General features: G+C 62.1%; 13 protein-coding genes. 2 read left to right on the forward strand and 11 right to left on the reverse strand.

Annotated elements, in window-relative coordinates:
• Positions 1-3: 3 nt before the first annotated feature.
• From hutH (PMI24_RS07565) to hutC, 9 genes are all read right to left on the reverse strand, one after another.
• Entirely contained in the window at positions 4-1536 is a 1533-nt protein-coding gene (gene hutH, locus PMI24_RS07565; RefSeq protein ID WP_007952448.1) for a histidine ammonia-lyase, read from the reverse strand.
• Positions 1537-1653: 117 nt separating this feature from the next.
• Complete coding sequence (gene hutH / locus PMI24_RS07570) at positions 1654-3177, reverse strand: histidine ammonia-lyase (RefSeq protein ID WP_007952450.1); 1524 nt, start codon at positions 3175-3177, stop codon at positions 1654-1656.
• A gap of 89 nt (positions 3178-3266) precedes the next feature.
• Complete coding sequence (locus tag PMI24_RS07575; protein ID WP_007952457.1) at positions 3267-4097, reverse strand: quaternary amine ABC transporter ATP-binding protein; 831 nt, start codon at positions 4095-4097, stop codon at positions 3267-3269.
• Positions 4094-4945, reverse strand: a complete 852-nt coding sequence (locus PMI24_RS07580) for an ABC transporter permease (protein WP_007952475.1) — start codon at positions 4943-4945, stop codon at positions 4094-4096. The genes PMI24_RS07575 and PMI24_RS07580 overlap by 4 nt, the downstream gene beginning before the upstream one ends.
• Before the next feature lie 84 nt (positions 4946-5029).
• A complete protein-coding gene (locus PMI24_RS07585; protein WP_007952476.1) occupies positions 5030-5998 on the reverse strand; it encodes an ABC transporter substrate-binding protein in 969 nt (322 codons plus the stop codon).
• 70 nt (positions 5999-6068) lie between these two features.
• The gene (locus PMI24_RS07590) at positions 6069-7541 is read right to left on the reverse strand and encodes a purine-cytosine permease family protein (protein WP_007952477.1); all 1473 of its coding nucleotides are present in this window, start codon (positions 7539-7541) and stop codon (positions 6069-6071) included.
• Positions 7542-7618: 77 nt separating this feature from the next.
• The gene (hutU, locus tag PMI24_RS07595) at positions 7619-9301 is read right to left on the reverse strand and encodes a urocanate hydratase (RefSeq protein ID WP_007952478.1); all 1683 of its coding nucleotides are present in this window, start codon (positions 9299-9301) and stop codon (positions 7619-7621) included.
• 420 nt (positions 9302-9721) lie between these two features.
• Complete coding sequence (locus PMI24_RS07600; RefSeq protein WP_007952479.1) at positions 9722-10291, reverse strand: HutD/Ves family protein; 570 nt, start codon at positions 10289-10291, stop codon at positions 9722-9724.
• Between the two features lie 9 nt (positions 10292-10300).
• Positions 10301-11011, reverse strand: a complete 711-nt coding sequence (hutC, locus tag PMI24_RS07605; protein ID WP_170844914.1) for a histidine utilization repressor — start codon at positions 11009-11011, stop codon at positions 10301-10303.
• Between the two features lie 146 nt (positions 11012-11157).
• Between hutC and PMI24_RS07610 the strand changes: the two genes are divergently transcribed.
• Positions 11158-12522 carry a formimidoylglutamate deiminase gene (locus tag PMI24_RS07610; protein ID WP_007952482.1) on the forward strand — a complete coding sequence of 455 codons (1365 nt, stop codon included), beginning with the start codon at positions 11158-11160 and terminating at the stop codon, positions 12520-12522.
• 48 nt (positions 12523-12570) lie between these two features.
• Here PMI24_RS07610 and PMI24_RS07615 read toward each other — a convergent pair whose 3' ends face one another.
• Both PMI24_RS07615 and PMI24_RS07620 read right to left on the reverse strand, forming a co-directional pair.
• Positions 12571-13140 (reverse strand): lipocalin family protein, encoded by a 570-nt coding sequence (locus tag PMI24_RS07615; RefSeq protein WP_007952485.1) that lies wholly within the window; start codon positions 13138-13140, stop codon positions 12571-12573.
• 31 nt (positions 13141-13171) lie between these two features.
• Entirely contained in the window at positions 13172-13426 is a 255-nt protein-coding gene (locus PMI24_RS07620; protein WP_007952486.1) for a hypothetical protein, read from the reverse strand.
• A 282-nt stretch (positions 13427-13708) separates the two neighbouring features.
• On the opposite strand from PMI24_RS07620, the gene PMI24_RS07625 reads away from it, so the two are divergent.
• Complete coding sequence (locus PMI24_RS07625) at positions 13709-15601, forward strand: methyl-accepting chemotaxis protein (protein ID WP_202949242.1); 1893 nt, start codon at positions 13709-13711, stop codon at positions 15599-15601.
• The last annotated feature ends 32 nt before the right edge of the window (positions 15602-15633 follow it).

Raw genomic sequence — 15633 nt, forward strand, 5'->3', positions numbered from 1 at the left:
CCATCACAGGCTCGGCAGCAACTTCGCCGGAACCAGCTCAGTCAGAACCCGCGAAGCCAGCAGTTCGGTCGCCGCATTGATGTCCGGCGCGAAGAAACGGTCCTTCTCGTAGAACGGCACTTCGCGACGCAGAATTCCCCGGGCCTGTTCCAGTTTGGTCGAGGTCTTCAGGCCGTTGCGCAGATCAAGCCCCTGCACCGCCGCCAGCCATTCCACCGCCAGAATCCCGCGGGTGTTCTCGGCCATTTCCCACAGACGCTTGCCGGCGGCCGGGGCCATCGACACGTGGTCTTCCTGGTTGGCAGAGGTCGGCAGGCTGTCCACCGAATGCGGATGGGACAGCGCCTTGTTTTCGCTGGCCAGGGCCGCAGCGGTCACCTGGGCGATCATGAAGCCGGAGTTCACGCCACCGTTGGCCACCAGGAACGGCGGCAGTTGCGACATGTGCTTGTCCATCATCAGCGAGATACGACGCTCGCTGAGGGAACCGATTTCGGCAATGGCCAGGGCCATGTTGTCAGCGGCCATGGCCACCGGCTCGGCGTGGAAGTTGCCGCCGGAAATCACGTCGCCTTCGGCCGCAAAAACCAGCGGGTTGTCGGATACGGCGTTGGCTTCGACAGCCAGCACTTCGGCGGCCTGACGGAACTGGGTCAGGCACGCGCCCATGACTTGCGGCTGGCAACGCAGCGAGTACGGGTCCTGAACCTTCTCGCAGTTCTGGTGCGAGTCGGACACTTCGCTGCGTTCGCCCAGCAGATCGCGGTAAGCGGCAGCGGCGTCGATCTGGCCTTTCTGACCACGGGCAGCGTGGATGCGTGCGTCGAACGGCGAGCGCGAACCGAGCACCGCTTCCACCGTCAGACCACCCAGCGCCAGCGCGCCAGCGAACAGGTCTTCACCTTCGAACAGACCACGCAACGCGAATGCGGTGGACACCTGAGTACCGTTGAGCAGCGCCAGACCTTCTTTCGCCGCCAGGGTCAGCGGCGTCAGACCGGCGACTTTCAGCGCTTCGGTCGCTTCCATCCACTCGCCCTTGTAGCGCGCCTTGCCCTCGCCCAGCAGCACCAGCGACATGTGCGCCAATGGCGCGAGGTCACCGGAGGCGCCGACCGAGCCTTTCAACGGAATGTGCGGGTAGACCTCGGCGTTGATCAGGGCGATCAGCGCATCGATCACCACGCGACGGATGCCGGAGAAACCACGGCTGAGGCTGTTGACCTTGAGCACCATGATCAGGCGCACCAGCTCATCGCTGATCGGCTGGCCGACGCCGGCGGCGTGGGACAGCACCAGCGAGCGCTGGAGGTTTTCCAGGTCTTCGCTGGCGATGCGGGTCGAGGCCAGCAGGCCGAAACCGGTGTTGATGCCGTAGGCGGTGCGGTTTTCCGCGAGGATCTGCTCGACGCAGGCCACGCTGGCCTCGATCTGCGCGCTGGCGCTGTTGTCGAGGGTCAGCTTGACCGGGTTCTGATAAACGTCACGCAGTTGGGCCAGGCTCAGTTGGCCGGGGATCAGGTTCAGCGCAGTCATTTAAATGCTCCTTTTGAGGCATTGTTATTAACTACCAGTCGCTCCGGAGCATTCCGTTATCCGTCGCCTCTCGTCTTTTGGACGATCCGCGCCTTGGCACGCTGGTATGGGTAGTTGTCAGTGCAAATTCGGTAATGCGTTGTGCAGCAGATCCGTGTCTTTCAGAACGCTTGCGGCAGCGGCGATGTCCGGCGCCAGCCAGCGGTCCTGATCGTAGGCCGGGACCTTCTCGCGCAGCAGTCGCCAGGCGGTATCGGTGCCCGCGCCGAAGCGCTGTTCCTTGAGAAATTCAAACGCCTGGGCCGCCAGCAGGTATTCGATGGCGAGGATCTGCGTGCAGTTTTCCAGCGCGCGGTGCAGCTTCAGCGCGGCGTTGGTGCCCATGCTCAAGTGGTCTTCCTGCAGGCCCGAGGTGACGTAGTTGTCGAGTACCGCCGGTTGCGCCAACTGGCGGTTTTCCGCGCACAGCGACGCGGCGACGTATTGCACGATCATCATCCCGGAGTTCACCCCCGGATTGGCCACCAGAAACGCCGGCAGACCGCTGACGTGCGGGTTGATCAGGCGATCCAGACGCCGCTCGGCAATCGAGCCGATTTCAGCCATTGCAATGGCCAGCAGATCCGCCGCCAGCGCCACCGATTGCCCGTGTGGGTTGGCCTGGGACATCACCCGGAAGTCATCCGGCGTGCCCAGCAGCAACGGGTTGTCGGTGCAGCCGTTGAGTTCGGTTTCGATCTGCTTGATCGCGTGTTCCAGTTGATCGCGGGCGGCACCGTGCACCTGCGGGATCGAGCGGATGCTCAAGGCATCCTGAGTGCGAATTCCTTTGCTCGCGGCGATCACTTCGCTGCCATCGAGCAAGGCGCGCAGATTGACGCCGACCTGCTGCATGCCCGGATGCGGCTTGAGCGCGATGATCTCGGCATCGAACGCGGCGATCTGGCCGCGCTGGGCCTCGAAGCTCATGGCGCCGATCACGTCGGCCCATTGCACCAGACGCGTGGCGTCGGCAATCGCCAGGCAACCGAGGCCGGTCATGCACGGCGTACCGTTGACCAGGCACAGGCCGTCCTTCGCCCCGAGCTGCACCGGTTGCAAACCCTCTTCGGCCAGCGCCTGCTGCGCGGACACCACTTGCCCGCGATAGCTGACATTGCCCACGCCCAGCAGCGCGATGCCGATGTGCGCCATGTGGGTCAGGTAACCCACAGAACCCTGCGACGGCACTTGCGGGGTGATGCCGCGATTGAGCAGCGCCAGCAGCGCTTCGACCACCCGGCGATGAATGCCGGATTTGCCGTGGCTGTAGTTGCGGATCGCCGAGCACATGATCGCGCGCGTCTGCTCGTCGGCCAGTACCGGGCCGACGCCGCAGGCATGGCTGAGCAAGGTGTTGCGCGACAGCTGGCTGAGCTGTTCGTCTTTCAGCGAGACGTTGCACAGCGCACCGAGCCCGGTGTTCACGCCATAGGCGCGCTCGCCGCTGGCGACGATGCGCTGGACGATGCCCTGCGCGTTTTCAATGCGCGCCCAGGTCTGCGCCGACAGCTCGAGCTGCGCGCCGTGACGGGCGACTGCGACCACATCCTGCCAACGCATCGGAGCGTCGGCGATAACGATTTTTTCAGCCTGGGACATCTAAAACCTCTTTAACCTGATCGTCACGGGATGCATTCCCACGCAGACGGTTCGACGCCTCGACGTGGGAACGAGCCTGCCGTAAACCTTTAAACCACCGCCGCCCGCCGCTGCACGAAGCGGTCGACATATTCGTCCGCCGGCGAATGCAGGATCTCTTTCGGCGTGCCGACCTGGATCAGGCGGCCGTCCTTGAGGATCGCGATGCGGTTGCCGATGCGCACGGCCTCGTCGAGGTCGTGGGTGATGAAGACGATGGTCTTGTGCAGGGTCTTTTGCAGCTCCAGCAACTGGTCCTGCATCTCGGCGCGGATCAGCGGATCCAGCGCACTGAACGCTTCGTCCATCAGGATGATGTCGGTGTCCGCCGCCAGGGCGCGGGCCAGGCCCACACGCTGACGCATGCCGCCGGAGAGCTGGTGCGGGTATTTGTTTTCGTAGCCCTTGAGGCCCACGGTGTTGATCCAGTGCAGCGCGCGTTCGGCGCACAGTTGCTTGGTCTCGCCGCGCACTTTCAGGCCGTAGGCGACGTTGTCGAGGACGGTCTTGTGCGGCAGCAGGCCGAAGCTCTGGAACACCATGCTGATCTTGTGCCGGCGAAATTCGCGCAGGGCTTCCATGTCGTATTGCAGGATGTCCACGCCGTCCACCAGGATCGCGCCGCTGGTCGGGTCGATCAGGCGGTTGAAGTGGCGCACCAGTGTCGATTTGCCCGAGCCGGACAGGCCCATGATCACGAAGATCTCGCCGGTGCCGATGCTCAGGGACAAGTCGTTGACCCCGACCACGCAACCGGTTTCGTTCAGCACCTGATCCTTGGTCTTGCCCTGGCCGACCATCGCCAGGGCGTCCGAGGCGCGGTTGCCGAAAATCTTGAAGACGTTTTTGACTTCGATCTTGCTCACGGTTGCGTTGCTCATTTGCTCACCTCATGCCGTGGCCGACCATACGCCTGGGTAATGCGGTCGATGACCACTGCGAGAATCACGATCGCCAGACCGGCTTCAAGACCGCGTCCGACGTTGAGGGTCTGAATGCCCACCAGCACATCTTCACCCAGGCCACGGGCGCCGATCATCGAGGCGATCACCACCATCGACAGGGCCATCATGGTGGTCTGGTTGATCCCGGCCATGATGCTCGGCAGGGCCAGCGGCAGTTGCACGCCGAACAGTTGCTGCCAGCGGTTGGCACCGAAGGCGTTGATCGCTTCCATCACTTCGCCGTCGACCTGGCGGATGCCCAGATCGGTCAGGCGGATCAGCGGCGGTGCGGCGTAGATCACGGTGGCGAAAATCGCCGGCACCTTGCCCAGGCCGAACAGCATCAGCACCGGAATCAGGTACACGAAGCTCGGCATGGTCTGCATGATGTCGAGCAGCGGCATCAGCACCGAACGCAGGCGATTGCTGCGCGCCGAGAGAATCCCCAGCGGTACGCCGATCAGCACCGAAATGACCGTCGCCACCATCATCAGCGCGAGGGTCTGCATCAACTTGTCCCATAGACCGACAGCGCCGACCAGGAACAACAGACCGACGATCACGGCGGTGGTCACGACCTTGCGCGTTGCGTGCCAGGCCACGACGCCGACGATGGCCAGCATCAACCACCACGGTGCGGCGCGCAGCAGGCCTTCAAGATTGACGATGGCCCACAGCAGGGTGTCGGAGATATGGCGGAACACATCGCCGTAGTTGGTGACCAGCGCATCGACCCAACCGTTGACCCAGTCGGCGATGGAAAAGGTAAAGCTTTCGGGAAACATAAGCGGCTCTCAATCAGGAAACTCAATCAAGCGATTGCGGCGAACACCCCGGCCAGCCTCTCGGTTGGCCGGGAGGAATTCGACCTACAGCGCCGCGTCGATTTTCTTGGCAGCGTCTTCACTCACCCACGCATGCCAGACCTCAGGATGTTCCTTGAGGAAGATTTTCGCCAGTTTTGGCGACTCGATACGTTCCTTCGCCATGCGGCCCAGGTTCTGGTTGAGCAGGTCGATCGGCAGGTTGACCTTTTCCAGCACGGCCACCAGTTCCGGCGCTTGCTCGTGGAAGGTCTTGGACAGACCGACCTTGATGGTCACGGTCTTGTCGACGCCCGCTTTTTCTTCCAGTTTCACCGCGTCGATCTGGCCCATCAGCGGGGTTGGCGACCAGTAGTAGAACAGGATCGGCTCGCCACGCTTGTAGCTCGACAGCACCGCCGCATCCAGCGCTGGACCTGTGCCCGGACGGAAGTTGGTGTAGCTGTTTTCCAGGCCGTAGCTTTTCAGCATTTCGCTGTTGTCCAGCTCGCAGGTCCAGCCGGCCGGGCAGTTGTAGAAGCGGCCCTTGGAAGGCTCTTCGGCGTCCTTGAAGACGGCGGCGTATTTGCCCAGGTCGGCGATGTTTTTCAGGTCAGGCGCCTTGGCTTCCAGCTTGCGCTTGGCGTCGCCTTCGATCACGTAGCGCGGCACGTACCAGCCTTCGATCGCACCCACCACCGGGGCGCCGACACCGACGACCTTGCCGGCCTTCTCGGCCTTGTTCCAGACCTCGCTGCGGCCGACCCATTCTTCGGCGAAGATCTGGATGTCGTTGCTGCTCAGGGCGTTTTCCATGGTGATGGAGTTGCCCGGCAGGCTGTCGGTCTTGCAGTCGTAACCTTTCTCCAGCACCACCTGCAGAACGTCGGTCAGCAGCATGCCGCTTTCCCAGTTCAGGCCGGCGAATTTCACCGGTTTGCCGGACTCGCACCAGCCGGCGGCCTGGGTCGCGCCGGCGCTGGCCAGCAGGCCCATGGAAAGCAATGTGGTCAGCAGGGTCTTGTTCGATTTCATTGTTGTGACGCTCCTAATCATGAATTGGCTTACGGCAGTCAAGAGGCATCCAGCCCTGTCCACGTCCAAATCAGGCCTGCGCCGCAGCGCGACCGGCCCCGCTTGTTTTAGGTTGTACAACGCTGTCCTGCTCGACGGGCAGAATCAGTCGATCGGGTACGGTGCCGTGCCATTTTTTCGCGCAGACGTAGTACAGCGCTGCGGGCAGCACGAGACCGATGATCCAGGAAATATCCACATCCCCCAGGGCCGCTACCAATGGACCGGTATAGAACTTGGTGGAAATGAACGGCAGTTGCACCAGCACCCCGAACACATAAACGCTGATACCGAGGAGGTTCCAGCGGCCGTAGCGACCGTTCGGATCCGCCAGCGCCGGTACGTCATAGCGCTCGCGGGTGATGCAGTAGTAGTCCACCAGGTTGATCGCGCTCCACGGCGTGAAAAACGCCAGCAGGAACAGGATGAAGGACTTGAACGCACCGAGGAACGAGTGCTGGCCGAGTAGCGCGATCAGGGTCGCCGCGCCGACGATCACCAGCACGAACACCAGACGCTGCATGCGCGAAACCTGCAAGTTGCCACGGAAGCCGCTGATGATGGTCGCGATGCACATGAAGCTGCCGTAGGAGTTCAGGGTGGAGATGGTGACCTTGCCGAACGCGATGCTGAAGTACAGCAGCGCGGCGGTGGCACCGGTCCCGCCCAGACCGACGATATAAGCGACTTCATGACCGGCGAATTGCCCGTTGGCCGAAGCGGCCGCGAACACACCGAGGATCATCGCGACCTGTGCGCCAATCACCGAACCGGCACCGGCGGCGAAAAAGGTTTTCACCGACGACACCTTGCTCGGCAGGTAGCGCGAGTAGTCCGCCACGTACGGGCCGAAAGCGATCTGCCAGGAGGCCGCGAGCGACACCGCCAGCAGGAAACTGCTCCAGCTGAAGTGACGGATTTCCAGAAGTGCGCTGACGTCCACCTGACTCATCAGACGGCTGAACAGGTACACGAAAGCAATCACGCCAATGACACTGGCGATGCGGCCGATCCAATGAATCACCCGATAGCCGAGCACCGTGACCACGACGATGACGCTGGCGAAAAGCAGGATGCCGACGGTGTCGCTGACCCCGAACAACTGGCCCAGCGCCTGACCGGACAGCACGGTTCCGGTGGCGGTGAAGCCGAGGTACATCAGGCACACCAGCACGATCGGAATCGCCGCGCCGTAAACGCCGAACTGCACCCGGCTGGAAATCATCTGCGGCAGGCCAAGCTTCGGCCCTTGCGCCGCGTGCAGCGCCATCACCCCGCCGCCCAGCAGTTGACCGATCAGCAGACCGATCAACGACCAGAACACATCGCCGCCCAGCACCACAGCCAGGGCCCCGGTGACAATCGCGGTGATTTGCAGGTTGGCACCCATCCAAAGGGTGAACTGACTGAACAGACGACCGTGTCTTTCCGCTTCCGGGATGTAGTCGATCGAACGCCTTTCGATCAACGGTTTACTGCCTGCACGATCGGTGTTGCCCGCCATGATTCAACCTCTGTGGATTGTTCTGGTTATTGTTGTTTTGGCCCTGCGGGAGCGAGGGTGCCCGCTCCCGCAGATGCTCACTTGCCGGTGATCATCGGCAGGTTCAGCCCTTGTTCCTTGGCGCAGTCGATGGCGATCTGGTAACCGGCATCGGCGTGACGCATGACGCCGGTACCCGGGTCGTTGTGCAGCACGCGAGTGATACGCTCGGCCGCTTCGTCAGTACCGTCGCAGACAATCACCATGCCCGAGTGCTGGGAGAAGCCCATGCCGACGCCGCCGCCGTGGTGCAGGGACACCCAGGTCGCACCGCTCGCGGTGTTCAACAGAGCATTCAGCAGCGGCCAGTCGGAGACTGCATCGGAGCCGTCCTGCATCGATTCGGTTTCACGGTTCGGGCTGGAGACCGAGCCGGAGTCGAGGTGGTCGCGACCGATCACGATCGGAGCCGACAGCTCGCCGCTGCGGACCATTTCGTTGAATGCCAGACCGAGCTTGGCGCGCAGGCCCAGGCCGACCCAGCAGATACGCGCCGGCAGACCCTGGAAGCTGATGCGCTCACGCGCCATGTCCAGCCAGTTGTGCAGGTGGGCGTCGTCCGGGATCAGCTCTTTGACTTTGGCGTCGGTCTTGTAGATGTCCTGCGGATCACCCGACAGCGCAGCCCAACGGAACGGGCCAATGCCACGGCAGAACAGCGGACGGATGTAGGCCGGTACGAAGCCCGGGAAATCGAATGCGTTTTCGACGCCTTCTTCCTGAGCCATCTGACGGATGTTGTTGCCGTAGTCGAAGGTCGGAATGCCTTGCTTCTGGAATTCGAGCATCGCTTTGACGTGGACTGCCATCGATTGCTTGGCAGCCTTGATCACGGCAGCAGGTTCGGTCTTGGCGCGGGCGCGGTATTCGTCCCAGGTCCAGCCGGCCGGCAGGTAACCGTTGAGCGGGTCGTGGGCGCTGGTCTGGTCGGTGACCATGTCCGGACGCACGCCGCGCTTGACCAGTTCCGGGAGGATTTCAGCGGCGTTGCCGCACAGGGCGATGGAAACGGCCTTGCCTTCGGAGGTGTATTTGGCGATGCGGGCCAGCGCGTCGTCGAGGTCTTTGGCCTGCTCGTCGACGTAGCGGGTCTTGAGGCGGAAATCGATGCTGATCTGCTGGCATTCGATGTTCAGCGAGCAGGCACCGGCAAGGGTCGCGGCCAGTGGCTGGGCGCCGCCCATGCCGCCGAGACCGGCGGTCAGTACCCACTTGCCGGTGAGGTTGTCGTTGTAGTGCTGGCGACCGGCTTCAACGAAGGTTTCGTAGGTGCCCTGGACGATGCCTTGGCTGCCGATGTAGATCCAGCTGCCGGCGGTCATCTGGCCGTACATGGCCAGGCCTTTGGCGTCGAGTTCGTTGAAGTGTTCCCAGGTCGCCCAGTGCGGCACCAGGTTGGAGTTGGCGATCAGCACGCGCGGGGCGTTGCTGTGGGTCTTGAACACGCCGACCGGCTTGCCCGATTGCACCAGCAGGGTTTCGTCTTCGTTGAGGTTGGTCAGGCTCTCGACGATCTTGTCGTAGCACTCCCAGTTACGCGCAGCGCGACCGATGCCACCGTAGACCACCAGCTCTTTCGGGTTCTCGGCGACTTCCGGGTCGAGGTTGTTCATCAGCATGCGCAGCGGCGCTTCGGTCAGCCAGCTCTTGGCGGTCAGCTTGTTGCCGCGGGCGGCACGGATTTCGACGTCACGAAACTTAGTGGTTTTGTTGTCAGTCACGAAAAAGACTCCTCAGCGATCAATTCAAACCAACCCTGGCAGTGGGCAAGCAGCCTGTGCGCATCAGTGCGCGACAAGCGAATCAGTGGACGCTGCGGAGAGTCTCGATCGACTCATACGCATACGTCTTTACTTGTACATACAAGCATATGCAATCGAGCGGCCAACTTGTTGGAGGGTCGTTCAACAAAAATCCCGGACAGGGCTGGAGAGCGCCTGAATCAAGGGCTCTGGCGTTCATGAATTTTTTCGCGGGGTGTGTTGAGCGCGGCGAGAGATTGTTACGGAAGCTTGGTTTTGCGCCACGCTGGGGCGTTCGGTAACAAGTTGGTGCGCATTTCGGGAACGTCAGGACGAAAAAAAACCGCTGCTTTCAAAGCAGCGGTTTTTGATCGTTCCCACGCAGAGCGTGTGAAGGAATCAGCGCGGGGACAGTTCGATCACGCAGCAGCCGGCATTGACGGCGATCTCGGTCAGCCCGGTGTTACCGTCCAGTTGCAGGCAGTCATGGCGTCCGAGTTGCGATGCACTGTCACCGACCGTGACCTCCAGCAATTCACTGACGCTGAAGACCAGCACGGTACTCGCCGAACTGAAAAACCGCTGTTCGCCGTCCAGCCATTGCAGGCGTGCGCTGTAACGCTGGGGCGAGTAGATCAGGTTGAAGTCGCGGATCGCGCCACCGAGCAAGGTGCAGGACACCTGGCTTTCGCCGCTGAAGGCAAACGGATCGAGGGGTAACAACGGCCGGGTATCGTCGCCGTCGACACACAGGGTCATGCCGTCGCCCTGCAATACCGTGATGACCCGCTGGTAACCGGCGAAGGTCGAGAAGCCGCCGGATTCGGCGATGTCGGCAATCGACAGACGCCAGCCAAAACCGTCGAGGCCGGCGCCGGCGTCACGGGTGATTTCCTCGGTGCTGCCGCCGCCGTTTTTCCACGGCATGCGCGGGTAGCCTTCAGCGCGTAATACCTTCAACTCTTTCATTTCTGCTCTCTATTTATGGAACCGACCTTCCAGACGATGACGGGAACCGGGGTGAATCAGGCGCGCCGCCGTCACCGGCTGACGACCCGACCAGGTACGGCGGCGGATCAGCAGGCATGGCTCGCCTTTTTCGATCTGCAGCAATTTGCATTCGGACGCTTCGGCGAGGATCGCTTCGACCACGTGCTCGCCTTCAGTCAACGGTGCGACCTGGTTCAGATAGGCGTAAGGCGTCTGCAGGGTGAAGTCCTGCTTGAGGTATTCCGGGGCGACCAGCGCGTTGACGAAGCGGTCTTCGATCTGCACCGGAATGTCGTTTTCGTAATGCACGATCAGCGAGTGAAAGACCTTCTGTCCTTCGCGCATGTCCAGCGCCAGCGCGCGCTCGGAGCCGGCGGCCTCTTCTTCCAGGGTGATTACCTGACAGGTGTGGCGATGGCCACGGGAGGCGATTTCGTCGGCGATGTTGTGCACTTCGAACAGCGCGGACTGGCTCTTCGGTTCAGCAACGAAAGTGCCGACGCCTTGCATGCGCACCAGCAGACCGTCGGCGGTCATTTCCCGCAGCGCGCGGTTGATGGTCATGCGGCTGAAGCCCAACTGGCTGACCAGCTCGCTTTCCGACGGCACGCGGTAATGCGGCGGCCAGTTACCGCTGTCGATCTGCTGGGTGATCATCTGTTTGACGCGGGCGTACAAGGGCGCCGGACTGTCGCCCATGTTCGCGGCCAACGGGGAGACTGGAGGCGGAGTCGGCACGGTGGATCCCTGTTCATTGGATGAAAGTTGCTAGCTTGCCGGAGTTTACCGGGCAGGCAAACGTCTGTATATGTATATACAAATAACACACGATGGGGTGCTGAACCATGTCCGCCTTCTTTGCCGAACGCGCGCTGCTGCCTAACGGATGGGCCAACAATGTACGTCTCGAGGTCAGCGCCGATGGCGTGCTGACCCGAATCCAGGCCGATTCCACCGCAGATGGCGCCGAACGGCTGAGCGGTCCGCTGCTGCCGGGGATGCCGAATCTGCACTCCCACGCGTTCCAGCGAGCGATGGCGGGACTGGCGGAAGTGGCCGGCAATCCCAACGACAGTTTCTGGACCTGGCGCGATCTGATGTATCGGCTCGTCGGAAAAATCAGCCCCGACCAGCTCGGTGTGATTGCCCGTCAGCTGTACATCGAAATGCTCAAGGCCGGTTACACCTCGGTCGCCGAATTCCATTACGTCCACCACGATCACAACGGCCAGCCTTACGCCGACCCGGCCGAACTGGCGTTACGCATCAGCCAGGCGGCCAGCTCCGCCGGCATCGGCCTGACACTGTTGCCGGTGCTCTACAGCCACAGCGGTTTCGGCGGCCAGACGCCGAACGAAGGCCAGCGCCGTTTCATCAACAGCACCGAAAACTACCTGAAGCTGCAATCACGCCTGCAACCCCTGCTGGCGCAGCAAAAGGCGCAGTCGCTGGGCCTGTGCTTCCACTCGTTGCGCGCGGTTACGCCACAACAGATCAGCGAAGTGCTGGCAGCCAGCGACCAGCAATGCCCGGTGCACATCCACATTGCCGAACAGCAGAAGGAAGTCGACGACTGCCTGAGCTGGAGCGGCCGTCGCCCGCTGCAATGGCTGTACGAAAACACCGAAGTCGATCAGCGCTGGTGCCTGGTGCACGCGACTCACGCCAATCCGGAAGAAGTCACGCTGATGGCCAAGAGTCGCGCCATCGCCGGCCTGTGCCTGACCACCGAGGCCAACCTCGGCGACGGGATTTTCCCGGCGGTGGATTTCCTCGCTCAGGGCGGACGCATGGGCATTGGCTCCGACAGCCATGTGTCGTTGAGCGTGGTGGAAGAACTGCGCTGGCTGGAATACGGCCAGCGTCTGCGCGATCAGCGGCGCAACCGTTTGTATGGCGCGGATCAGCCGATGGTCGGCCGCACATTGTATGACGCGGCGCTGGATGGCGGCGCTCAGGCCCTGGGCCAGCCGATCGGCGCGCTGGAAGTCGGCAAGCGTGCCGACTGGATCGTGCTCGATGGCAGCGATCCGTATCTGGCCACGGCCAGCGGTGACGGGATTCTCAATCGCTGGCTGTTTGCTGGCGGCGATCGTCAGGTGCGCGATGTGCTGGTCAATGGTCAATGGGTCGTTCGCGAGGGGCGACATGCCGGGGAGGAAGACAGCAATCGCGCCTTCACCCAAGTTCTGCGAGACCTTTTGGGCTGACACAAAAAAACCTGTGGAGGGCAACCTCCACAGGTTTTTTGTTGCGCGTCAGTTGGACGTCTTGGCCATCTGCTGATCCGACGTGCGCCAGATCAGGCGCGTGGTGTCATAACCCTGCTGACGCGCCTTGCTCAGCAGTTCCTCACGCACCACACCGTTGACGGTCGGCGTGCGGGACAACAGCCACAGATAGCGACGACTAGGGTCGCCCACGAGCGCGGTCTTGTAGTCATCGCTGACGTACAGCACCCAGTATTGCCCCTTCGCCACACCCGGAATCAGGCGCGAGAACCAGGTATCGAACTCGACCCACAGCTTGTCGGTCTTGCCCGGCACCTGTGGATAAGCCGTGCCTTTGACTTCTTCCCACTGCCAGTCCGCCGTCAGGCAGCGGTTGTACACCGCAACATTGCCGTCGGGCTTGAGGGAGTAACGGGCTTCGGATTGCGCGCAATTGCGCTGGAAATACATCGGCAGACGCGCCAGTTCGTACCAGGTGCCCTGGTAACGCTTGAGATTGACACTGTTGACCGTCTTCGGCGCCAGCGGATCTTCACCGGACGTGGCGCAGCCGGCCAATACCAGGCCGGCCAAAAGGACAAGCAATAACCGCTTCATTGTTTTTCTCCCGTGGGCGCGTAGCCCCGGTTTACTTCAGGCCTTGGCCGGAAAACATCAGCACTTTGTCACCGGCGTACTGCACGCTGATAAAGCTGTTCTTGTCGCCCCAGGTGCAACTGGACATGCCGAGCGCGCCCGAGCAATCGGTGGGCTTGCCAAGCAGCGTCTCCACTTCGGCCTTGGCCATGCCGGCCGAGAGCTTCGAATAGTTTTCCTGATTGACCTTGCTGCATGCGGCCAACAGCACGCAAAACGACAGCAGGGCGATAGATCGCAGCGACATGGTGTAACTCCTGGAACGGAAGGGGGATGGCATGGCGCCAACCAGAAGCTTAGAAGAGAAAACCCCTGTCTGGTTCCCTGGGAGGCTGGCTATTTGTTAGCCCGCTCGTCCGGCATTCATCGGTAAATCAGACACTTTGTAGGGCTATTGAGCATTTCGTCGTATTTCGCAAAAGGCGCCTAATCTTTGGCGCGCCGCGGTCGAAATAAGAGCAGCGCAAAGCCCGATAGTGTGGCAAATTGCCGCCCTTTCTTGACCAGCCCCTTCGCGGTAGCTCACTTAATGACCAGAAACATGAAATTCAGCCACAAGATCTTGTTGGCTGCCGCCCTCGTGGTGGCCGTTGCGTTCGCCTGTTTCATTTTGTTCAACGACTATCGCCAGCGCGAAGCCCTGCAAAGCAGTACCGAAGCGTCGATGCAGGAACTGGGCAGCCTGACCACCAGCAACATCCAGACCTGGCTGGAAAGCCGCATCCAGTTGCTGCAATCGATGGCGCAACAGGTTGTCGCCGACGGCAACGCCCCGGCCAGCCTGAAACGCATCATCGACCTGCCCGCCTACACCGGCAATTTCCAGCTCAGCTACTTCGGCGGTGCAGATGGTGTGATGTTCTCGGTTCCGGCCGGCAACCGCGCGCCGGATTACGACCCGCGCGCCCGTGGCTGGTACAAGGCCGCGAACAGCGGCCAGCAGACCATCGTCACCGAACCGTACATCGCGGCCTCGTCGGGCAAACTGGTGATTACCGTCGCCACCCCGGTGCAGCGCCAAGGCCAGATGATCGGTGTGGCCGGCGCCGACATTGACCTGTCGAGCGTCAGCGCGATCATCAACTCGCTGAACTTCGGCGGCCACGGTCACGCGTTCATCGTCGGCGCCGACGGCAAGATCCTGATCCACCCGGACAGCAAACTGGTGCTCAAGACCCTCGCCGAGGCCTACCCCAACGGTGCGCCGAAAGTCAGCCCGGGCCTGAAAGAAGTCGAGTTCGACGGCAAGACCCAGTTGATCTCCTTCACCCACGTCAACGGCGTGCCGTCGGCCGACTGGTACGTGGCGCTGGTGCTGGACAAGGACACCGCGTTCTCGATGCTCAGCGAATTCCGCACCTCGGCGCTGATCGCCATGGTCATCGCCGTAGTCATCATCATCGCCCTGCTCGGCATGCTGATCCGCGTGCTGATGCAGCCGCTGCTGACCATGGGCCGCGCCATGCACGACATCGCCGAAGGCGAAGGTGACCTGACCAAACGCCTGACCATCCACGGCCACGATGAATTCGGCGCGCTGGGGCTGTCGTTCAACCGTTTCGTCGAGCGCATTCACACCTCGATCCGCGAAGTGTCCTCGGCCACCGGCCAGGTCAACGAAGTCGCCCTGCGCGTGGTCGCGGCGTCGAACTCGTCGATGTTCAACTCCGACCAGCAGGCCTCACGCACCAACAGCGTGGCCGCCGCGATCAACCAGCTCGGCGCCGCCGCCCAGGAAATCGCTCAGAACGCCGCCCTCGCCTCGCAACACTCCAGCGATGCGCGCAGCCTGGCCGAAGACGGCCAGCAGGTTGTGGATAAAACCATCCACGCCATGCAGCAACTGTCGGCGAAGATCAGCGACTCCTGCGGCAACATCGAAACCCTGAACAGCAACACCGTGAACATCGGACAGATTCTGGAAGTGATCACCAGCATCTCCCAGCAGACCAACCTGCTGGCGCTCAACGCCGCCATCGAAGCGGCCCGTGCCGGCGAGGCCGGTCGCGGTTTCGCCGTGGTCGCCGACGAAGTCCGCAACCTGGCGCACCGCACCCAGGATTCGGCGCAGCAAGTGCAGAAGATGATCGAAGAGCTGCAAGTCGGCGCGCGTCAGGCGGTCGGCATCATGACCGAGAGCCAGCGCGAGAGCGAAAGCAGCGTCGGCATCGCCAACCAGGCCGGCGAACGCTTGGGCAGCGTGACCCAGCGTATCGGCGAGATCGACGGCATGAACCAGTCGGTGGCGACCGCGACGGAGGAGCAGACGGCAGTGGTCGAGTCGATCAACGTTGATATCAATGAGATCAACACGCTGAACCAGGAAGGTGTGGAGAACTTGCAGGCGACGTTGCGGGCTTGTGCGGATCTGGAGCAGCAGGCTGCGCGGTTGAAGCAGTTGGTAGGCAGCTTCAGGATTTAAGGCGCTCTCACTGATCTCTTCGCGGGCCTTTC

It is taken from the genome of Pseudomonas sp. GM25, assembly GCF_000282255.1.
Lineage (GTDB): Bacteria > Pseudomonadota > Gammaproteobacteria > Pseudomonadales > Pseudomonadaceae > Aquipseudomonas > Aquipseudomonas aphyarum.